The organism is Ideonella sp. A 288 (assembly GCF_002198735.1).
In the GTDB taxonomy this organism is placed as follows: domain Bacteria; phylum Pseudomonadota; class Gammaproteobacteria; order Burkholderiales; family Burkholderiaceae_C; genus Pseudaquabacterium.
On sequence record NZ_MWLO01000153.1, the window covers coordinates 16,951 to 37,689 of the forward strand.

The following is a 20,739-nucleotide window of genomic DNA, read 5'->3' on the forward strand; positions in this document are numbered from 1 at the left end:
AGGCCACCATGACGAGCCTTCGCAACCTGATCCTGCTGCTGTGGGTGCTGATGGCGCTGCCGGTTGGCGCCGCGGATGTCGACGGCATCGTCGTCATCGCGCACCCGTCGGTCGGTCGACTCGACCTGGCCACCGTGCAGCGGCTGTACACCGGCCGCGCGATCGAAGTCGCGGGCGTGCCGGTGTCGGTGGTCAATCTGTCCGCCGGCAACCCGATGCGGGACCGCTTTCTCTCGACGGTCCTGAACCAGGACAACGACCGCTACGTCGCCTACTGGACCGTGCGCCGCCACGTCGGCAAGGGCGTGCCGCCGCGCGAGCTGAAGGGCAGCGCCGAGGTGATCGACCACGTGCTGGCCACGCCAGGCGGCATCGGCTACATCGGCGCGGCCGACCTGCGACCCGGGCTGAACGTGGTGCTCCGCCCCTGACGGGGCATCGGATCGCCATCCGCCTGCGCCGACCTCGGACGCCCCGGGCCGCGGCGCTCCGGCGCGTTGACCTTGCCGGCCCGAACGTTCCGGCACGGAACCTGGCACAGAACCCGGATCAGGCCGCCCTGGCCTGCGGCACCGCGCGCAGCAGCGCCTCGAGGTGCGGCAGGTGGGCGGGGCGGGCGGCAGGCGTGGCGCGCGGCAGCCAACCCTCCCCGGCGCCGAACAGGCGCAGCAGGTCGACGTGGGGCCTTGCACCGGCATCGACGGCATGGGCCACGCCGGCCGGCAGCGCCAGCCAGTCGCCAGGCCCGATCAGCAGCGCCGCCCAGCCAGCGCGCGACGGGTCGCGAAAGGTGTAGAGCAACTGCCCCTGCAGCACCACGCGAAGCTCGACCTCGTCGTGCACATGCAGGTCCACCGCCTCGCGCCATCTCGGCGAACTCATCGCTGCGGCCGGGCGCAGATGGGCCAGGTCGGTGCGTGCCGTGCCGAACCGGCGTTCCAGCGAACACAGTTCGCCCGCGTAGGTCAGCAGGGGCGTGGCCGACAGGGGCGACTTGCGCAGGTGCCAGCGCCCCGCCTCGACGCCCATTGCGTGAAGCAGGCGCTGGATGTCCGACGGGTCGCTGAGATCGTCGGTGGGCTGGCCGTCGACGTCGAAGAGTTGCAGGCGATGCATGGCATGTCTCCTGGTGACTCGTCGCCTCGAACCGCGGGCGATTCATGGGCCTGAGTTTTGCGCGGAGCCTGCCGCTCTGCAAAGACAATTTCGTTCGATCGATCTGCCGGCACGGCCGTTTTCTCGACAAGGGGGCCGTGGCCCATGCCCGGGCCGCGGGTGAACCCCGGCAGACCTGCCGCTGGCGACGGATGCGCCGTCGACATGCCGCGCACGGGGCGTGTTGCGCTCGGGATGGCCCCCGCGAGGGCGGCTTGCCGAGTGGCCGAACCACCGTTCGCGCGGCCGCCGAGCTGCCAGCCGATCCGACCCGCCAGAATGAAAAAAGCACCTGGCGCTTGTGGCGCAAGGTGCTTCATTCAAACCGAAATCTGGTGGGCCCTGAAGGATTCGAACCTTCGACCAACGGATTAAGAGTCCGAAACTGGCTCACTCTGAAACGGGCCGTTCTCACTCTGTAGACCTGCGCTTTCTTTGGTATCGAGCGCGCGTCAATTTGTACGTGTAGGCATAGAATCTGCCTACATGGATGCCTACACGACGGACCAACGGACACCCGCCAAAGTTGTCCGGCTCACAGAGAAGCGAGCGCTCGCGGTGCCTACACCGGAGCGCGGTTACATCATCACCTGGTGCCCCATGACCAAGGGGTTCGGCGTGCGGGTCACGGCTGCCGGCGCGCGGGCCTGGGTGGCCGAGCGCCGGGTCGACGGGAAGACCGTTCGGCGCACACTCGGTAAGGTCGACGGCCGGGGCGCCATCTCGGCCGATGCCGCTCGGGGCCTGATGACCACGGTCAGCGGCGAACTGCAAAACGGCGTCGACCGACTGGCGGACAAGCGCGAGGAACGCCGCGAGCGTGCGAAGGAATCGAACGCGGACGCGCTGACGCTGGCCGAGGCCCTGAAGACCTACACCGCCGACAAGCGACGCGGGAAAGATGGCCTGCCACTGAAGGAACGGACGCGCGCCGACTACCTCGCCATGATCGACGCGGGGGGCGCCTCGGCCAAGGGCCGACCGAATGCCGCCGGGGAACTGTTCGCCCTCGCGGCGACTCCGCTGCACCGCATCACGGCAGACGACATCCGGCGCGTGTACGTCGCGGCAAGCAAGCGGGGGGCGCGCCGCGGGACGTATGCGATGCAAGTCCTACGCGCCGTGATGAACTGGCACGGGGTCAAGGTGGAGAACAGCCCGCTCGACAAGTCCACCGCGGGGCGGGACCGGATCGTCCTGGCGCAGGCCGTCGGGAAGCCGAACCCGATCCCGGCCGAACGCCTGCACGCGTGGTGGGCTGCCGCAACGACGGCGCGCAGCCGCGTCGCCGCCGACTACTTCCGCTTGATGCTCCTGACCGGCGCGCGCTCGGGCGAGATCCAAGGCCTCACGGTCCGCGACGTGGACCTGACCGGCGGACGTGTGCTGCTGAGGGACACCAAAAATCGCAAGGATCACACCATCCTGCTGTCGACGCACGCGAGGACGATCCTCGCGCCACACGTTGAGGGCAAACGCGCTACTGCCCCGGTGTTCGATGTCGGCGACCCGCGCAAGACCTTGGAGACGATCAACGAAGCCGCTGGCACGAGCGTATCGCCGCACGACCTACGCGCCACGTTTGCGAGCGTTGCCGAGGAACTGTGTTCTGCCTACAGCGTGAAACGGATGCTCAACCACACCGACGGGGGCGACGTGACAGGGGCGCACTACATCGGCAAGAGCGAGACGCAGCTACGCGCCGCGTGGCAGTCGGTGGCCGACTTCATCGTGAGCGCCGAATGACCCCGCGGGACGAGGCCCGTCGCCATTGGCTGGACCTGGCGGACCCGGACAGTCCGCCGTCGCCCGAGGCGATAGCGTGGCTGCGTGGCGTCGCCCTGCGCATGATCGAAGCCGACCTTCTCCCGCCACACGATCGACGCGAGGCAGTGTTCGACGCGTCGGGTCTGCGGGGAGCGGCTGAGGATGGCACCTTACAGGTGATCCTGATCGCGCTGCGAGAGTACGAACGCACGCGGGTAACTGAACCGAGGGCTCTCAGGGGAACAACGCCCGCAGAGTTCGTTGCCGCAAGGCTCGAATGGGACAAGGGCGAGACCGTGGCGCCAGACGCCCTTAGAAAGCGGATACATCGAGCGATCGACGAACTGGGTGACGCTGAGATGAGCGCATGGTCAAGGGCAGTGCTTAAGCGGAAGTAGACCCACCGCACAGCGCCTAAACTACATCGGCATGGCACGCTGGTTCCTGCTCCTCTCCATTTTCCTGTCGCCTTCCTCAGCCTGGGCGCGCGGTGGGCGCTGCAGTTCAATCGCTTGCACAGCATCGGCAAGCATTGTCTTGGGTGCACTGCTTCTCCTCTTTGTCGTGTCCCTAATCAGTTCGATTCGACGACAAGGGGTTTGGAAGACCCTAGCGTCTCACCGAGTTCTGCAATGGTTCGTCGGCTATGTCGGCTCGATCAGCATCCTGGCAGGGGGCGCGGGTGTCGCGCACAGGTTCTTGGGTAAGGAGGCCTCCGCAATTTGGGTTGCGGCCGTTGTGGTCGCACTGCTAGTCGGCATTCGCATGCGCACGAGGCGATTGAGGCAGACACCCCGCACGGCGCCAAGTGCCGTCAACGCGTCGGACCCCGCCGGATAGCTGGAGCCGCCCATACGGACAGAATCGGTATCGGTTTTGTCCTGACTGGCCTGCGGCCGGCCGGCACGATTCGCCCCGGCATACCAACAAGGGCGAACAGATGCAAGCCGCAACCAACCAAGACCACCGCGCCGTCGACGAATTCACCTGCGCCGCCGCCGTCGGATGGTCAGTGCACACCGTGCGCAAGGATCGCGCTGGCAAGCGCCGACTGCCGTTCTATCGCATCGGCCGATCGGTCCGGTACAACCTCGACCGCGTGTTCGAAGCGTTGAGGGAGTACGAAGTCGGCGGGCCCGCATCGTTCGCCACGAAGCCACGCCGCTGACCTACGGCCGGCGCCTCATGGCCCGCCCTGAACTGCCGCCCGGCCTAGTGCGCATCCATGCGCTGATCGGGACTCGCGCCGTGACGGCCCGCGACGCCCGTCCGCGCGGGGGCCGATGGTGGGCCCTGTGGCCACGGGAAGGCGTCGCGGGCCTGACTCCCTACACCGAAGCCGCCGCCCTGTGGACTGCCGTGGCAGCCGGCGAGTTCCCACAGCCCGTGGCCGGGCCCTGGGGCGTGGCATGGCGCCTCGCTGACGTGGAGCGCTGGCACCGATGGCGCGCGGCCGTCCCCAAATGAACGAAGCCCCGACCGGTGCGAACGGTGCGAGGCTTCAAAGAGAACAAGCGAAATGAATTGTATAGACAACCCGCGACCGGGCGCAACGGCCGTACCGAGGGAGTCCCTTCGGTGAACCTCAACAACATTCTCAACGACCCCGCGCTGGCCGGAATGCGGGCTGTAAATCAGTGGCTCATATACCGCGTTAGCCAGAGCGCCAAGCGGCCGGGCAAGCTGGACAAGATTCCGCTGCACTACGCGACGTGTCAACCCACAAGCGTGACTGCCGCCGAGTCGTGGACGGACGTTACTACCGCGGTCAGCGTCGCCAGCGTACTCGGCGATACCTACGGGGTGGGCTTCTGCTTCACGCCGAACTGCGGGTTCTGGTTCCTCGACCTCGACTCTTGCCTCCTGGGGCCCGGACTGTGGTCGCCGCTGGCCGTGCGGATGGTCACTCAGGCGCTGCCGGGCGCTGCCGTGGAGGTCAGCGTCAGCGGGAAAGGACTGCACCTGTTCGGCAGCGGCCGGGTGCCGCCGCACAGCAACAGGAACGCCGAGCATCACGCCGAGCTCTACACCGCGGACCGGTTCTGCGCGCTGTCGGGAGACTCACTCCAAGGGGACTGCTCGGTCGACCTCACGGAGCGGATTTCCTGGGTCGCATCGACGTACTTTCCCGCTCGGGCCGCGGCCGCCGGGGGCGTGGTGCCCGACACCGGCCCTCGTGCCGACTGGCGCGGCCCGACGGACGATGCGGATCTCCTGCGGCGGGCCCTGCAGTCGCACTCCGCGCGTTCGACGTTCGGGGGCGGGGCATCGTTCGCGGACCTGTGGACGGCGGACGAGCGCGTGCTCGCTGGGGCGTTCCCGCCGGACAACCAGCACGACCCGTTCAATCGGTCAGACGCTGACGCCGCGCTTTTGGCTCACCTTGCGTTCTGGACCGGCTGCGACCGCGAGCGTATGCGGCGCCTGCTCCCTAAATCGGCCCTGGCCCGAGAGAAACACGACCGTGACGATTACCTCGAACGCACGATTGACTTTGTGGCGACCAACCAGCGAGAGGTACTGCAGGACAAACCCATCGAGCCGCTGGCCACGGCTGCACCGTCGACAACCCCACCGGCTATGACGACGGTCGACGGCAATACCTTTCTCAACGCTGTGGACCAAGCGGCCCTGTTCGCGGGGTGCGTCTATGTCGTCGACGCCCATCGCGTGCTAACGCCTACGGGAGTCATGCTCAAGCCTGACCAGTTCAGGGCCAAGTACGGCGGATACACGTTCGCGATGGATGCTCGCAACGAGCGGACATCGAAGGACGCATTCGAGGCGTTCACACAGTCGCAGGTACTGCGAGCCCCGAAAGTCGACGGTACGTGCTTTCGGCCGGGCCTGCCGTATGGGGCGATCGTGACCGCGGGCGGGCGCACGCGGGCGAACACATGGGTTCCTGCCGAGGTCGCGCGCTGCAAGGGCGACGCGACGCCTTTCCTCGACCACCTGCACAAGCTGCTCCCAGTGCCCGGGGATTTCGAGATCGCGCTCGCGTACATGGCTTTCTGCGTGCAGTACCCCGGGGTCAAAGCCCCCTGGGCCCTGGTCCTGCAAGGCGTGGAGGGCAACGGCAAAACATTGTTGTCTCGATGCCTGGCGCGCGCCCTGGGATCTCAATACGTGCACTGGCCCAAGGCCAGCAAGATAGCCGCTCAGTTCAATAGTTGGCTTGTGGGCAAGCTACTGTACTGCGTGGAGGACATTTACACCGATCGCAAGGTGAACGTACTGGAGGAACTCAAGCCGATGATTGCCGGGGGCGACGAACTGGAGATCGAGGCCAAAGGGGTCGACCAAGTCAGCGCCGAGATATGCGGGAACTTCATCATCAACACGAACCACCCCGACGGCATCCTCAAAACCCGGAACGACCGGCGGTTCTGTTGGCTGGCCTGTGACCAGCAGACCGTGGACGACCTGGTGCGGTGCGGCATGCCCGAGGCCTACCACGTAGCGCTGCATCGATGGCTCAACCACGAGGACGGCTACGCCATCGTGGCTGAGTTCCTGGCGACCTACGCTATCCCCGACCGCCTGAACCCGGCGCGAGGATGCACACGCGCGCCGAAGACATCAACGACCGAGGCGGCAATCGCGCAGAGTCTCGGCGACGCCGAACACGAGATCGTCAACGCGATAGACGAGGGGCTGCCCGGTTTCCGCGGGGGCTGGATTTCGAGCGCGATGATCGACCGGACGCTTAAGGCTGAACGCGTGGATACGCGGCTGCCCCGCAAGGCCCGAGGGGCGTTCATCCGGTCCCTGGGCTACGTGACGCACCCGGGCCTGCCGAAAGGGCAGACCGACAACGTTGTGCTGCCCGACGGGAAGAAGCCGGTGTTGTACGTGAAGCCGGGTCACCAAACGGTCGGGCTGACAGTGCGCGTCGAGATTGCACGAGCCTACGAGGCGGCACAGAGGGACCCTGAGTGACGCCACCGCGTACCTATAAACCTACTACCTACCACGTGTGGATTGCGTGGCGGCGGCGGCCGGCGGCCGGCGCTATTTATGGCCACAGTGGCGGGCGTCCTGCTCCTGTCGTCTTCTGTTGATCTTTGAAATTTAGTAGGTAAGTAGGTAAACAGAGGCTCTACAGAGGGAGCGACCGCTACCTACGACCAACCTACGAACTGTGTCGACGTAGGTCTGACGCTCGACCCGCACCGGGCTATCGCTACCAAGCGCGCACACGATAGGCGCTATTTCTCTATGACGAAGCGCGCTATTTCGCCAATTCATAAAACACGGGACAGCGCTCGGAATAGCGATTTTGCGCCGACGCAGATTAGCCCGATCATGTGGCCGCCCGGCGATAAATAGCGCCTCAACCCTGGAGCACTCAACCATGACCCCGCACACGACCAATGCCTGCCCCTGTGACCCCGCGCGCCCCGTGCTGTACCGCCTCGCCGACGGCGTCACCCGACTGGAGCGCCGTGCCGATGCCATCGCCTGGGGGCCGCTGCCCGTTGACGAGGGCCGCGTGCTGGCATTCGCCCAGCTTCAGGCCGGACCATGGCACCAGTGGGCGGCCGACGCCCACACCGCCAGCGACCACCCGGGAGACGCGGATACCGTTGTCGAGATCGACCTCGACGACGGGGGCGACCTGCATATCGACTGGGCCGACGCCTTCAACTGGGGCGCTGGCCCTGACGGCATTGGCAGCGTCGCGCGGTATCGCGTGCTGACGCCCGCCGCGCCCGTCGTCGGCCTCGAATCCGGGGGCGCACGCAGCCACACCCGGCCCATGCCGGCACGTCGCCACCGTCGCCACGCTGGGCCCTGGCGCGCCCGTGGCCCGGCAGCCTGTGCCCCGTGGTGGGCGATGTGACGAGGCGCGCCATGCTGGCAGCCGCCTGAACAGCACGCACGCCCACGACCGGCCCCTGATGCGCACCGCAGCGCACAGGGGCCGAGTCACGTCAGGGCCACGTCGGTATCGACCCGGGCCGCTGCGCGTGCAGTGGGCCCGCATGGGGGCCGCGGCGGGCCGCTGCGCGACGTGTGGCACGGCGGCATCCGGTCGGCGAGCGTGGGGGCCCCTCAAGGGGAACGAGAGCCGCGGGCGGGAACAAGCCCGATGGTCGAGAACTTCCAAGGGCTTGAACTTGAATCTTGCTCGGGCACCACGTCACGCAGCGAGCGCGGACGGCCGGCGGCAGTCCGATCGACTGCGCGCACCGGCCGCCGACGCCCGCGGCCGGCGAACGAGGGGGCCCCCATGGGGCCACGGGCCGGGCGGGCACGAAGAGGCCCGATGGTCGACCGAATTTGGCCCTGCGATCTATGAACTCAGTTCCCGGACCTGGAATCAGGCCCGGACCTGGAATCAGGCCCACGAATCCGCGCGCCCCGAGGGCCAGCCCGGGCGCCTGCCCGTCCGCCGGATAACGAAACGGCTTTAGGTGCGCTTGTTGCGCGATTCGGCGCCAATGCACGAACTGCATAACGAAATGACTGTGATGGACTACCCGCAGCGATGCGAAGACCATCCCGGCAACGCATCAACCGCACCAACTGCACGAGACGCCATGACGCCCGATCCGTTCCCCGACGACCCATCTCCGCGCTGGGTCCGCCTCGCTCCCGAGGCCCGCCGCGAAGGGCAAGACCCTCGCACGATGGAAGCGGACATCCGAGACGGCCGAATCCCCGTCCGAGTTCGTTCGTTCGGCGCCCGCGAGATCCTCTACATCCATGCCGGTGACCTCGCGCGCTGGCGGCAGTCCTTCGCATCCCCCAACCACCAACCGGGAATACACCGTGTGCTCCAAGCCCTTCGATAGCCTACCCGCCGCAGTCCGCGCCCGAGACGCCGGCCTACCCTCTGCGGCCGACTGGCGCGCCGCCGGCCTCACTGCCCTGACTGCCGGCGGTATGCCCGAGGCTGCCGCCCGGGGCCTCCTGGGCATCTCGGCCAGCCTGGCCACGCCCGGCACGCCCGCACCGCCCGCTGCCCTGGCCAAGCCCGACGGCAACCCCTGGCGCGCCCGCATCGAGCACCAGCGCTGGCAGGCGAACGTGCGCCGCGCGCTGGCCGACACCAACATGACCGCGGCGCAGATCGTCGCAGCGTACGGACCGAGGCCCACGCGATGAACTACGACCACCAGAAGTTCACCCGCCTATCGCTGCAGGTCGACGGCCTGCGAGGCGAGCGCGATAGCGCATTGCAGATGATCCGAGACGAACAGCAAGGCATCACGGCCGAGCACCTGCGAATGAGGCGCCACTTCCAGAAGCTGGACACGGCAACCGCCGACGCACCGCCCTCGCAGTGGCTGGACGCGGGGGCCGATGTCCTGGCCGCGATCGGCGTCAAGCGCGGGGAGATCGAGGCCCTCATACGGGCGCAATCGCGGGTCGAAGCTGTGCGCAAGCGCCTCGCGGAACTCGACAGCGAACTGACCGCCCGGGTTGCCGTCCTGTCGGCCTGCCGCGATTACGTCGCCATACAGGACGGACAACTGAAAGTCTACGCACCATGAGCGCTCCCACCCTCGAAACCCTGCGCGCGAAGATCATGGAGACGCAGGCGCGCCGCGCTACCCTGACCGGCGCACCGCCCGCGCACAGTGAGATCCGCGCGGCCCTTCTGGCGCACCTGAGCGAGTCGGCCGATCGAACCTCTCGCGCTGCAGGCGCCCGTGTGGCCAGCCATCCCGCCCACGCGCTGCGCGTCCCCGTCGGCCCTGACGGGTCGGTCGACCTGGCGCCGCTGCTGTCGCTGCTGTTCGGGCCCGACCGCCTGGCGAAGCCGCTGCTGTCCGCAATGGAAGGTCTGAACCTGCCCGATGGCATGCCGGCTGCAGAACGCGCGGCAACTGTGGCCGCCCTCGACGCCGAGCTCGACGACCTGGAGCGCCGCGAGGAACGCGAGGTCTGCCGCATGGAAGCTGCCGGACGGCGCGTCCTGCGTCGCCCGAACGCACGCCCCGATATCGTGTTGGCTCTGACCGACGCCGCCGGGGGCACGGCGTGACCGTCACTGTCAACGTGTCGACGCCCGAAGCGCTGGCCGACTGGATACTCGAAGGCCCGGCCGGCCCCGTGCTGCAAGCCCTGGTGTCTGAAGCCTGCGCGTTCGGCCTGGCAGTGGAGCGCGCGGGCCCGGCCTACCGCGTCCGAGGCGACAGGGGCACGAAGGCTGCGCTCGCTGCCCTGGCTGTCGAGTTCGGTGACGCGTACGGCTGCGCTCCCGAGGCCCCACCCGTCAACGGGGTCAACGTGACCGCCACCACCCGGGCGAAGGCACCGACGGCCCGCACGACGGTCGTGCACGGCACGCAGGCGCACGCCCTCATCGCAGGAGCAATCGACCACGGTCTGACCGTTGAGCGGATCGGCGCCTACCGCTTCGCAGTCAACGGCCCGACCGTCGTGCAAATGCGATGGTGGGCCGCGGTGCAGGGCGTGACCGTCGACGAAGCCGCCGCAGTATTCGGCCTCAAGCCCGCGGACATTGCCCGCGAGGACGCGCCGATCGCTGTCCGTGTGGAACTGCCGGCCCGTCGGTCGGAGTCGGACATTACCCGCAACCTGACCGGCGACATAACCAAGGTGGTGATGGTCGAGCGCACCACCACCACCACCGCGGAGGCATAACGTATGGAAGAACTGTCCGCTCGACTCATTGCGATGAACGGTGCACTCGCCCCTGACTCGCCGCACCGCAACACCCTACGCGCCATCGCCGAACGGTTCAACGCTTTGTCCGCTGACACCGTGCGCGTGCGCGCTGGCGTCCGGCCGGGACACGGCATCGCCCCCCTCGCCGCCCGTCGGAACCAGATCACCACCGACCTGGACGCGCTCGACGCGCTGATGACCGCATGACCGCACCAATCGACCCCGGGCGCCTCGCTGCCCTGCGCGCCGAGCGCGACGCCGAACGCGCTGCCGCTGATGCCGACGCGCTGGCGCGGCAGGAACGCGTGTCGATCGCCGCCCGAGTCGGCCAGCGCGTCGCCTGCGATCACCTGTCCTATGCCGACCTGTGTTATCTGGTCAACGAGACGGACACCCGGCTGTCGTTCACCATGAACGCGTGGCTGCCGCAGTTCGGGCACCCCGCGCAGCAGTTCGTGAGCGTCGACGAGGTCGAAGCGTTCCGCGCTGCGCTGCGCGATGTCCTGACCGCCGTCAACGCGGGCTGACCATGGCCTACGTCGACCCATCCGTGACGGCCGAGACCATCCGCGAGCGGCAGGTTCTGGCAGCCATCCGACGACGTGGCCTGTCGCTGCACCGCCTGCACCGTGATGGCCGGGCCGTACGTGTGACCGGCCCGGGCGTCTATGTCACTGCCTGCAACCTCGGGAGTGTGTCCCTGTCGGACCTCGCCCCCGTAGAACCCAACCGGAACTGACCCCCCATGGCCACGAAGAACAAGCGCGACGTAACGATCGGCGTCGGGATCGAAACCGACGGCGAGCAAGGCATACGCGACCTCGCCGACGGCGTGCGAGGCATTGGCGCGGGGGCCGGCGACGCTGTCGCCGATGTCGACCGCCTGCGCCGCGAGCTCGACGCGCTGGCAGCCGCCACCGCTGCGAAGCGTTCGGCCGAGTCGGGCGCGCGCAGCGAGGCGACCGAGGCACGCACCGCGTACGACGCCCAGCGCGACGCCCTGGCCCGGCTGCGCGCGGGCGTGACCGACGCGACGAAGTCGACCACCGAACACCGCGAGGCTGTCCGCCTGCAGCGTGTCGCGCTTGTCGAGTCGCAGATCGCGCTGCGCACGAAGCGCGAGGCCCTGGCCGCAGCGACCGCTGAGGCAAAAGCCGCCGCCGCCGCCGAGCGCGCGCACGCCGACGCCATCGAACGTGCGACCCGCTCGCAGGTCGCTGGCACGTCCGCCGTGTCGCAGTCGGTCGAGACGTTGAAGGGCCAGCTTGGCACGCTGCGCACCGTGGCTGCCGCTGCCCTGGGTGGGACGCTTGTCGGGGGCCTCGCGCGCGACCTCGCCGCCACCGCGGACCAGTACACGAACCTCGGGGCGCGCATGCGCCTGGTGACCGGCGAGGGGGCCGCGTTCACGGCAGCATTCGAGGGCGTGCAACAGATCGCCCAGCGTACCGGCGCAGCGCTCGACGCGACGGGGACGTTGTTCTCTCGCGTGCTGCAGTCCGGGAAGGACTTCGGCCTCGCCCAGCGCGACGCCCTGGCCCTGACCGAGGCCATTACCCAAGCTGTGACCCTGTCGGGCGCGTCCGCGCAGGCGAGCGACGCCGCGATCACGCAACTGATACAGGGTCTGCAATCGGGCATCCTGCGAGGCGAGGAATTCAACAGTGTGATGGAACAGGCGCCGCGCCTGGCGCAAGCGCTGGCCGCGGGCCTCAACGTGACGGTCGGCGAACTGCGCAAGCTGGCCGAACAAGGGACGTTGACCTCGCAGACCGTCGTGACCGCGCTGCAGGGCCAATCGCAGACCCTGGCCCGCGAATTCGAGTCGCTGCCCCCGACCGTGGAGCGATCACTCGGCCGGCTGTCCGCCGCGTGGGAGGTCTACATCGGCGAGGCCGGCAAGGGAAGCGGTGCAACGAGCGCCGCGGCATCGGCAATCGACGCCCTGGCCCGCAACCTCGACACCCTCGGGGCCCTGCTGTACGCCGCCGGGAAGTCCGGCGCGGCATACACCGCCGTGAAGCTCGGCGCCGCGTTCCTCGAATCAGCCACGGCTGCCAGTGTGGCCGCCGCAGCGACCGCCACCGTGACCACCGCGACGGCAGCGCACACCGCGGCAACCCGTGTGAACACCGCGGCGCAGGTCGAGAACGCCGCCGCGAGCGCCGGCACTGCGGCCAGCGCTGGCCGGCTGGCCGCTGCACTTGGCGCGATCAAGCTGGGTGCGCTGGCAGTCGTGGCCACAAACCTGCAGGACATCGGCACTTGGATAGGCGAAGCCGTCGCGAAGATGCGCGGCGCTGGCAAGGCAATCGAGGACCTGGAGCGGGCCCAACGTGCGGAGGCTGAAGCTGCCAGGGCGATGGCCACGGCGAACGCTGCCGCTGCTCAGGCCATGGCGCAGGCTGCCGATAAGGCCCTCGGACTGGGGACCGAGGCGAAACGCCTTGTCGGCGAGTTCGACGGGGTCGTGACGAAGACCGGCGACGTGTCCGAGGCCCTGGAGAAGGTCACCAAGTCGCTGCGCCTGGGCGACCTGTCAGGCATCACTGCGGCCGGCGCGGCACTCGACGCCCTCGCCCAGCGTGGCAAGGTGTCAGGGGACCAGATACGGCAAGCGCTGGCGGCAGCCCTCAAGGGGGACGACCTGGTGCGATTCGAGACGATGGCCCGGGCCGCGTTCGACGGCAGCGAGCAAGGTGCACGCCGCCTGCAGGCTGCGCTTGACGCCATCGCGGACGAGTCGTTGCGGCGGGCCGGCACCAGCGCTGCCGAGCTCGCGACGGGGTTCTCGACGGCAGCGAATTCGGCAATCAACGATGTGGACGCCCTCGACCGCACGCTACGTGCCCTGGGTGTCACGGGGGACGAGGCGAGCCGCATCCTGTCGAGTGCGCTCGATAAGGCCCTGGCCACGGCGAACACCGAGCGCGCGATTCAGGCCCTGATCGACCGATGGCAGGAACTCGGGCGCGAGGGTCGCATTGCGGGCGACGCGCTGGCCGACGGCCTGGAGAAAGCACGGAAGAAAGTCGAAGACCTCAAGCCCGGGATTCAGTCGCTGGCCGAGGCCATGCGCGCGTTTGGCATCCAGTCCCGCGCGCAACTGCAACAGACCGCCGACAAGCTGGGCGAGGCGTACCGAGTGATCGCGAACAGTGCCGACGTGTCGCTGTCGGACCAGATCAAGGCCTTCGCCCGGTGGCGCGAGGCTGCCGTTGCCGCATCCGGGGGCGTGGAGTCGGGGCAGGTTGCCGTGCAACGCGTGATCCTGCAGAACCGGGCCGACGTGGCAGGCCTGGGCGACGATTTCGAGCGGGCCATGGGCAAAGCTGCCGCGAGTGCCCGGGACGTGACCGCGGCCCTGCAAGAGCAAGGCAAGGCAGCCGCCGGCATCCGTCAGTCGTTGGACACGTCGCCCAGCCTGTCGACCCTGGCGCGAGGCACGGCAACCACCGACGCCGACGGATTCAGCATGACCGCGGGCCAGCGCATCACGGGTAGCGCGCAACTGCAGCCGCCGGACGATTCGGGCGACTGGGAGTTCATCAACAACGCCCTGAACCCCGAGGCGTTCGGGTCGGGCGCACAGGTTGTTCCCGGGGTCGGCTACTGGCAGCGCAAGAGCGGGCCCACGAACCCTTTCGGCGGGACTCGCAGTGGTCGGACGCCCTCGCCCTCGCCTGCACCCGTTCCTGCCCCCGCGCCAGTCCCTGCACCGTCGCCACGGCCCCCCACGTCGCACACTGTGACCATCAACCTTGCGGGCCGATCGACCACGATCAACACGGCGAGCGATACCGACGCCGACGCGCTGGCCCGTGTGCTGCGCGACCTCGAAACCGCTGCAGGGCGGGCCGCACTGTGACCCATCCGACCGGGCCTCGGGTCACGCTGGCACCAGCCGACGAACTGGCGCGCCTGCGTGCCACTGTGGCCGACCTGGCAGCCGCTGCTGAGGCCCTGGCAGCCCTGCCGAACCCGTGGGCGCCCCCTGCCCTACTCGCGACGGTGCGAGCGCTGGCCGGCGACGTGCGGGCGCAGGACGCGGGCCTACGTCACGCAACTGTGCGGATGCGCGTCGCCGACCTCGGGCTCGACGAGGGGTGAACGTCAGGCGGGCCGCCGGGCAACGGCCGGGGCACTACACAGCGTCCGAGAGTTGTGTGACCAGCATGTCCGAGATCATTCGGACCAGCGGGTCAATCGCTGCGTCCACATCGCCGGTTTGCTCATAGATAACGTCGCATTCACGTAGCCGGTCGCAATAGGCCAGCCTCGCGTTCATCATCTGAGTTAGAACAGTGTTCCTACCGGGGAGTGCTCGACCGTGTTTGAGACACAGTACCAAGTACGCTGCAGCACGCGACGAACGGCCGTTGCCGTCCGTAAATGGGTGAATCCACAAGAGTCTCCACAAGGCGAAAGCTGCCAAATGGACCAAGTCCTTGGAGTCCCAGTTCTCGCCAAGGTACTGGAAGAAGGAGGCCATGTGCCCCTCGACCTCTAGGAAGGGAGGGGGCAGGTGCTGCCCGACCATCACGTCGATTCGTCGGTAGTTGCCGTTGTCGTCTATCTGACCGTCGGCGACCAACTTGTGAATTGTCTTCAGATGCGACGCTGAAAAAACAAAACGGGAGCCGTTCTCGACTCCCGCTATCCATTCGTCAATGAGCTTGTGTGCTCGGTAGACGTTCTCTGATCGTTGGTAGAGTTCTCCGCCTGCCATAAAGCGTCCTTGTTAGGCCGCTTTGCATCCCTTGTCAGCGGCTTCCATGATTGTACGGGCAGCTTCCACTGTTGCAACAGTGATACGTTGGTCCGTCAAGTTTCCGTTGGCCGCAGCCATCAGCACAGTCTGTTCTTCACGCTCTTGAGGCGTTAGGACGACCGTGTGCGCCTTCATAAGCATTGCTTGCAGTCTTGCATCCATAGCCTTCTCCTTTATTACCCTTTGGTTTCCTCCGATCGCTTTCGCGACCACACATAGAGGCACACACTCCTTAGGCTCTTCGGAGGGTGGCGGGCCTGATTGTGAGGTGTGTAGAGACAAATCGCCATCAGAAAAGCCCGCGGTTGCCACTTCTTTTGCTACTGAACCACAGCAGTTGGAGCACAGGTTGCAAGAATCGTTCCGTCATACGGAATCAAGCAGTTGCAAGCGACTGTGCGCCCAGATGTCAGAATTTTCGACACTCGTTCTGAAATCAACTTCAAAGCCTACCGAGGTGCCTACACACGAGCGCCAGACGTGAAAGAACCCGGGCTAGCCGGGTTCTGTTCACAGTGCTAAGTCGTTGTCACGACAGCACTTTTAGATTGGTGGGCCCTGAAGGATTCGAACCTTCGACCAACGGATTAAGAGTCCGCTGCTCTACCAACTGAGCTAAGGACCCGCTTTGAAGCGAGTGGTGGGTTGTGCGGGATTCGAACCCACGACCAACGGATTAAAAGTCCGCTGCTCTACCGACTGAGCTAACAACCCCTCCGTGTAGAGCACGACATTCTAGCATTCATTCTATAGCAACTTTCAAGTGCCCCGACACCAACTCGCGCATCACCTGCCCGGCCGCCGCCATGCCGAAGGTGGCGGTCACCGCCACGGTCGACCCGTAGCCATGGCAGTTGAGGCTGCCATCGGTGTCGCAGGCCTCTGCCGGCATCGCCACCGGCTCGCGCGAGAACACGCAGGCCACGCCCATCGGCCCCTGGCGCGCGGCACCGCCCTTGCGCAGGCGCTGGCGCAGTGTCGCGAGCAATGGGTCGTGCGTGGCCTCGGCCAGGTCGGCCAGTTCCACCCGCTGCGCCTGCTGCTTGCCGCCGGCCGCGCCGACACAGACGAAGCCCACCCGTTGCGCCAGCGCCCAGGACGCCAGCGCGAGCTTGGCCTGGCCCTGGTCGCAGGCGTCGATCAGGGCATCCACTGGCACCGGCAGCAGCGCGGGCCAGTTCGCCGGGGTGGCAAACTCGTCGACCACATGCACCTCGCACTGCGGGTGGATGTCGGCGATGCGCTGCCGAAGCGCCTCGCCCTTGGCCAGGCCCACGGTGCTGCCCAGCGCCTGCACCTGGCGGTTGATGTTGGATTCGGCAACCTGGTCGAAGTCGATCAGCACCAGCGAGCGCACCCCGCTGCGGGCCAGCGCCTCGACGGCCCAGGAACCCACTCCTCCCAACCCGACCACCGCCACGCAGGCCTGGCGCAGCCGCCGGTACCCGGCGTCGCCGTACAGCCGCCGAAGGCCGCCGAAGCGGCGCTCGGCATCGGCCTCGACTTCCGGCGGCGGCACATGGGCGGCCACGATCGGGACGTTCATGCCGCACGCTCCAGCCGCCACACCTGCCAACGCAAGGCCAGCACGGCGCCGCCGACGATGCCGGCCACGGCAATGAAGCTGCCCAGCGACAGTGTGGACAGGCCCGAAAGTCCCTGGCCGATGGTGCAGCCGAGCGCCGTGACGCCGCCCACGCCCATCAGCGCGGCGCCCACCAGGTGGCTGGCGGTGTCCTCGACGCCGCGGAAACCCTCCCAGCGGAAACTGCCGCTGGCCAGCGCCACCCCGGCGCTGCCGACGACCACGCCGAGCGCCACCACCACGCCGAAGGACAGCGCGCGCGTCTTGTCGCTGAACAAAATCAGCCAATCGATGAAGTGAGCGTACGGCGCGACGAAGCTGAACGATTCCATGCGCTGCGACTGGGTGGCCACGAAGGCCTCTTCCAGCGTCTGCGGATGCTCGGCCAGGTGGCCCAGCACGCCCGACACCCACCAGCCGCCCACCACCAGGGCGCCGATGCCCAGGCCTCCCACCAACACCTCGCCTGAGCGTCCCTCGCGGCGCCACAGCACCCACCCGAGCAGCGCGCCGCCGAACAGCGTCCCCAGCCACGCGGCGTGGCGTGGCGCCCCGCCTCCCAGCGCCTTGGCGGCGAGCGAGGGCAGGTCCTGGCCCGCCGGCAGCGCCACCGACACGGCGTCGACCGTGGCCACGCGCGCCACGGCGGTGAGGCCCTTGAGGGTCATGTAGGCCGACAGGCCCAGCACGACGAAGACCACCAGCGACTTCAGGTTGCCCCCGCCCAGGCGCACCAGCGTCTTGCTGCCGCACCCCGATGCCAGCACCATGCCGAAGCCGAACATCAGGCCACCCACCGCGTGCGACAGCCACAGCAGCGTGGGTGCCGCGTAGACGCTGGATTCGGCCCGCAGCCAGCCCGCCGCCACCATCGCGTTGAAGCCGAGCATGGCGACGCCGACGGACAGCACCCACATGCGCATGCGCGACCAGTCGCCGATGTTGACGACGTCGGCCACCGCGCCCATGGTGCAGAAGTGCGTGCGCTGGGCGATGGCACCGAACACGGCGCCGAGGCCGAAGCCGGCCCACAGCACCTGCCGCACCAGCGCGGGCAGATCGGCCTCGGTCATCGGCCCGTTGTAAGACTCAGCCCTTGACCGTGGGCAGTCGCTCGCGCGCGGCCTCGGCAGCTTCGGACTTGGGATAGGTCTTGATCACCTCGTCCAGCGTGCGCCGCGCGGCCTTCGGGTCCTTCATCTCGATCTGGCAGTTGGCCACCGACAGCAGCGCCTCGGGGGCGCGCGCATGCTCGGGCGACTCGGCCAGGAAGGCGCGGAAGCTGGCGATGGCCTCCTTGTAGTCGCGCTTGCCGTACTGTGCATTGCCCAACCAGAAGCGCGCCGAGGCCGCGTAACCACTGCCGGGATAACGCTTGAGGAACGCAGCCAGCTGGGCACCTGCCTTGGCGAAATCGCCCGAGCGCAGCGTGGCCATCGCCTCGTCGTGCTGGCGGCGCTCTTCGGGGTCGACCGAGAACTCCACGCCGTCGAGCGTGACCTTCTGCGGCTCGAGCTTGCGGAAGCGCTCGTCCAGGCCCTGCGCCACGTCCTTCTGGCGGCGCTGCACCTCGGCCAGGTCGCGCGCCAGCTGCTCCTGCGTACCGCGCAGGCGGGCCGTCTCGGCGCGCTGGGTCTCGAGCTGGGCGTTCAGGTCGAGCAGGCTGCGGCGCAGCTTCTGCAGTTCGTCCAGCAACTGGGCGTTGATGGAGGTGGCGAGTTCGGCCGTGCGGGCCTTGGACGCGTCGTCGCTGGCCTGGATGCGGGCACGCAGGTCGAGGATGGCCTTGCGGGCCTCCTCGTCGTCGAACAGGCCGGCGTGCGCGCCGCCGGCCCCCAGCACCAGCAGGCCGATGGCCAGCCCCTGGCGGAGCCGGCTCGGCGCCGATCGCATCAGCATGTCACTTGTCCTTCAGTTCGGCGCGGCGGTTCTTCGCCCAGGCGCCTTCGTCGTGGCCTTCGGACACCGGGCGCTCCTTGCCGAAGCTCACCGCCTCGACCTGGGTTTCGCCCACGCCCAGCAGCACCATCGACTTGGCCACCGCCTCGGCGCGCTTCTGGCCCAGCGCCAGGTTGTATTCGCGGCCGCCGCGCTCGTCGGTGTGGCCCTCGATCATCATGCGCTTGCCCTTGTTGGCGGCCAGGGCCCGGGCATGCGTATCGACGAGGTTTCGGAACTCGTCCTTGACGACGAAGCTGTCGAAGTCGAAGTAGACGACTCGGCCGGCCGAGGCCGCCGCCGAGGCGGCGCCCTTGGTCAGGTCGACCGCAGCCACCTGCGACTGCGGGGTGGCGGTGCCGGCCGTGCTGCCGGTCGTGCCGCCAGGCTTGCCCGCGGTGCCGTCGACCGCGCTGGGCGTGCGCGACTCCACTGGGGCCTCGTCCAGCTTGACGCTCGACGCGCAGCCCGCGAGCAGCAATGCCGCAGCGGCAACGGCGGTCCAACCGGTGGTGCGAAGGGTCGATTTCATGGGACGTGCTCCTGTGGAGGTGGAAGGTTCGGCCGGGGTCTCAGCGCCCGTAAGGGCCCCAGGCCGGCTCGCGGACATCGATGCCCGAAGACAGCAGGCGCGTGCGGATCTTGCCATCCAGTGTGGTGGTCATGAGCACGTCGCGGCCTTGTGCCCGCGTGGCATAGATGATCAGTCGCCCGTTGGGGGCGAAGCTCGGGCTCTCGTCGTCGCGGGTGTCGCTGACGGCCACCGGCGCGCCGCCACCCAGTTCCAGCGTCATGACGCGGAAGGCGCCGCCGTCGCGGGTGACGTAGGCCAGCGTGCGGCCGTCGGGGCTGAGCGCCGGGCTGATGTTGTAGCCGCCCGAGAAGGTGACACGCTCGGCCGCGCCGCCCGAGGCCGGCATGCGGTAGACCTGTGGTGCCCCACCGCGGTCGCTGACGAAGTAGATCGACTGCCCGTCGGGCGCGAACACCGCCTCGGTGTCGATGGCGTTGGTGGTGGTCAGGCGGCGCAGGTTGCCGCCGTCGAGGTCGATCAGGTAGAGCTGCGAGACCCCGTCGCGCGACAGCGTGACCGCCAGCCGGCGCCCGTCGGGCGACCAGGCCGGCGCGCTGTTCGAGCCGCGGAAGCTGGCCACCGAGCGGCGTTCGCCGCTGGACACGTCCTGCAGCATGACCACGGCCTTGCCGGCCTCGAAGGACACGTACGACAGTTGCCGGCCGTCGGGCGACCAGGCCGGCGAGATGATGGGCTGCGGGCTGGCCAGCGCCACCTGGCCGCCTTCGCCGTCGGCGTCGGTGATGCGCAGTGCATAGCGGTTGGCCGCCTTGGTGACGTAGGCGATGCGCGTGGCATTGACACCGCGCTCGCCGGTCAGGCGCTGGTGCACCTCGTCGGCGATGCGGTGCGCGGCCAGGCGCAGGTCGGCCGCCGGCACGGCCAGGGCCTGGCCGACGAGGTCGGTGCCCTTGACCACGTCCCAGAGCTTGAAGCGCACGTCGAAGCGGCCGTCGGCCAGCTTCGAGGCCGAGCCCGACACCAGCGCATCGGCGCCCCGCCCGCGCCAGTCGGCAAAGGCCGGGGCGCTGCGCTCGTCGAGCGTGCCGCTGGAATCGACGACGCGGAACACGCCGCTGCGCTCGAGGTCGGCGCGGATGATGGCCGAGATCGGCTGGCCCGCCTTGTCCTCGTCACGGAAGCGCGTGATGGCCACCGGCAACTGCGTGGCACCGATGCCGGAGATCTCGACGCGGAACTGCGCGTGGGCGGCGGGCCAGGCCCCGAGGCCGAGCCCGGCCGCGAGTGCGGCGTTGAAACGTCGTCGTGGAAGTCGCATTGATCAGAGTGGAGTCGCGCTGCCGC

21 protein-coding genes and 2 tRNA genes are annotated in these 20,739 nt (G+C 68.3%); 14 read left to right on the forward strand and 9 right to left on the reverse strand.

Annotated features, from left to right (window positions below; genetic code table 11):
• Window positions 1-8 precede the first annotated feature (8 nt).
• A complete protein-coding gene (locus EOINJALH_RS26620; protein ID WP_234414060.1) occupies window positions 9-431 on the forward strand; it encodes a hypothetical protein in 423 nt (140 codons plus the stop codon).
• 118 nt (window positions 432-549) lie between these two features.
• Here the strand turns inward: EOINJALH_RS26620 and EOINJALH_RS26625 are convergent, their stop codons facing one another.
• Window positions 550-1,116 carry a hypothetical protein gene (locus EOINJALH_RS26625; protein WP_088285928.1) on the reverse strand — a complete coding sequence of 189 codons (567 nt, stop codon included), beginning with the start codon at window positions 1,114-1,116 and terminating at the stop codon, window positions 550-552.
• A 525-nt stretch (window positions 1,117-1,641) separates the two neighbouring features.
• Here EOINJALH_RS26625 and EOINJALH_RS26635 point away from each other — a divergent pair.
• The 13 genes from EOINJALH_RS26635 (at window position 1,642) to EOINJALH_RS26685 (ending at window position 14,434) form a co-directional block, all read left to right on the forward strand.
• On the forward strand, window positions 1,642-2,901 hold the full coding sequence (locus tag EOINJALH_RS26635; protein WP_088285931.1) for an integrase family protein: 1,260 nt from the start codon (window positions 1,642-1,644) through the stop codon (window positions 2,899-2,901).
• Window positions 2,898-3,320 (forward strand): hypothetical protein, encoded by a 423-nt coding sequence (locus EOINJALH_RS31440; RefSeq protein WP_144290183.1) that lies wholly within the window; start codon window positions 2,898-2,900, stop codon window positions 3,318-3,320. Before EOINJALH_RS26635 ends, EOINJALH_RS31440 begins: the two co-directional genes overlap by 4 nt.
• 542 nt (window positions 3,321-3,862) lie before the next feature.
• On the forward strand, window positions 3,863-4,090 hold the full coding sequence (locus tag EOINJALH_RS26640; RefSeq protein ID WP_088285933.1) for a hypothetical protein: 228 nt from the start codon (window positions 3,863-3,865) through the stop codon (window positions 4,088-4,090).
• 410 nt (window positions 4,091-4,500) lie between these two features.
• Window positions 4,501-6,864, forward strand: coding sequence for a DUF5906 domain-containing protein (locus EOINJALH_RS26645; protein WP_144290184.1), 2,364 nt, complete (start codon window positions 4,501-4,503; stop codon window positions 6,862-6,864).
• Window positions 6,865-7,279: 415 nt separating this feature from the next.
• On the forward strand, window positions 7,280-7,768 hold the full coding sequence (locus EOINJALH_RS26650; RefSeq protein ID WP_144290185.1) for a hypothetical protein: 489 nt from the start codon (window positions 7,280-7,282) through the stop codon (window positions 7,766-7,768).
• A gap of 1,046 nt (window positions 7,769-8,814) precedes the next feature.
• Window positions 8,815-9,036, forward strand: coding sequence for a hypothetical protein (locus tag EOINJALH_RS26655; protein ID WP_088285939.1), 222 nt, complete (start codon window positions 8,815-8,817; stop codon window positions 9,034-9,036).
• Window positions 9,033-9,425, forward strand: a complete 393-nt coding sequence (locus EOINJALH_RS26660; RefSeq protein ID WP_088285941.1) for a hypothetical protein — start codon at window positions 9,033-9,035, stop codon at window positions 9,423-9,425. The genes EOINJALH_RS26655 and EOINJALH_RS26660 overlap by 4 nt, the downstream gene beginning before the upstream one ends.
• Window positions 9,422-9,919: a hypothetical protein gene (locus tag EOINJALH_RS26665; protein ID WP_088285943.1), complete on the forward strand. Its 498-nt coding sequence runs from the start codon at window positions 9,422-9,424 to the stop codon at window positions 9,917-9,919. The genes EOINJALH_RS26660 and EOINJALH_RS26665 overlap by 4 nt, the downstream gene beginning before the upstream one ends.
• Complete coding sequence (locus tag EOINJALH_RS26670; RefSeq protein ID WP_088285945.1) at window positions 9,916-10,542, forward strand: hypothetical protein; 627 nt, start codon at window positions 9,916-9,918, stop codon at window positions 10,540-10,542. The genes EOINJALH_RS26665 and EOINJALH_RS26670 overlap by 4 nt, the downstream gene beginning before the upstream one ends.
• Before the next feature lie 3 nt (window positions 10,543-10,545).
• Entirely contained in the window at window positions 10,546-10,773 is a 228-nt protein-coding gene (locus EOINJALH_RS26675; RefSeq protein ID WP_144290186.1) for a hypothetical protein, read from the forward strand.
• Window positions 10,770-11,093 carry a hypothetical protein gene (locus EOINJALH_RS26680; RefSeq protein ID WP_088285949.1) on the forward strand — a complete coding sequence of 108 codons (324 nt, stop codon included), beginning with the start codon at window positions 10,770-10,772 and terminating at the stop codon, window positions 11,091-11,093. Before EOINJALH_RS26675 ends, EOINJALH_RS26680 begins: the two co-directional genes overlap by 4 nt.
• A 2-nt stretch (window positions 11,094-11,095) precedes the next feature.
• On the forward strand, window positions 11,096-11,305 hold the full coding sequence (locus EOINJALH_RS31445; RefSeq protein WP_144290187.1) for a hypothetical protein: 210 nt from the start codon (window positions 11,096-11,098) through the stop codon (window positions 11,303-11,305).
• A 6-nt stretch (window positions 11,306-11,311) separates the two neighbouring features.
• Window positions 11,312-14,434, forward strand: coding sequence for a tape measure protein (locus EOINJALH_RS26685; RefSeq protein WP_088285951.1), 3,123 nt, complete (start codon window positions 11,312-11,314; stop codon window positions 14,432-14,434).
• A gap of 276 nt (window positions 14,435-14,710) precedes the next feature.
• Here EOINJALH_RS26685 and EOINJALH_RS26690 read toward each other — a convergent pair whose 3' ends face one another.
• The 8 genes from EOINJALH_RS26690 to tolB form a co-directional block, all read right to left on the reverse strand.
• Window positions 14,711-15,295: a Fic family protein gene (locus EOINJALH_RS26690; protein ID WP_088285953.1), complete on the reverse strand. Its 585-nt coding sequence runs from the start codon at window positions 15,293-15,295 to the stop codon at window positions 14,711-14,713.
• 591 nt (window positions 15,296-15,886) lie between these two features.
• Window positions 15,887-15,962 (reverse strand) — tRNA-Lys (locus EOINJALH_RS26695).
• Window positions 15,963-15,975: 13 nt separating this feature from the next.
• A tRNA-Lys gene (locus tag EOINJALH_RS26700) sits at window positions 15,976-16,051 on the reverse strand.
• A 28-nt stretch (window positions 16,052-16,079) separates the two neighbouring features.
• The gene (locus EOINJALH_RS26705; protein ID WP_088285955.1) at window positions 16,080-16,883 is read right to left on the reverse strand and encodes a ThiF family adenylyltransferase; all 804 of its coding nucleotides are present in this window, start codon (window positions 16,881-16,883) and stop codon (window positions 16,080-16,082) included.
• Entirely contained in the window at window positions 16,880-17,995 is a 1,116-nt protein-coding gene (locus EOINJALH_RS26710; RefSeq protein ID WP_088285957.1) for a YeeE/YedE family protein, read from the reverse strand. The genes EOINJALH_RS26705 and EOINJALH_RS26710 overlap by 4 nt, the downstream gene beginning before the upstream one ends.
• Before the next feature lie 16 nt (window positions 17,996-18,011).
• The gene (ybgF, locus tag EOINJALH_RS26715) at window positions 18,012-18,821 is read right to left on the reverse strand and encodes a tol-pal system protein YbgF (protein WP_310732349.1); all 810 of its coding nucleotides are present in this window, start codon (window positions 18,819-18,821) and stop codon (window positions 18,012-18,014) included.
• A 1-nt stretch (window position 18,822) separates the two neighbouring features.
• Window positions 18,823-19,392, reverse strand: coding sequence for a peptidoglycan-associated lipoprotein Pal (pal, locus tag EOINJALH_RS26720; protein WP_088285959.1), 570 nt, complete (start codon window positions 19,390-19,392; stop codon window positions 18,823-18,825).
• A 40-nt stretch (window positions 19,393-19,432) separates the two neighbouring features.
• Window positions 19,433-20,713, reverse strand: a complete 1,281-nt coding sequence (gene tolB, locus EOINJALH_RS26725; RefSeq protein ID WP_088285961.1) for a Tol-Pal system beta propeller repeat protein TolB — start codon at window positions 20,711-20,713, stop codon at window positions 19,433-19,435.
• Window positions 20,714-20,739 lie beyond the last annotated feature (26 nt).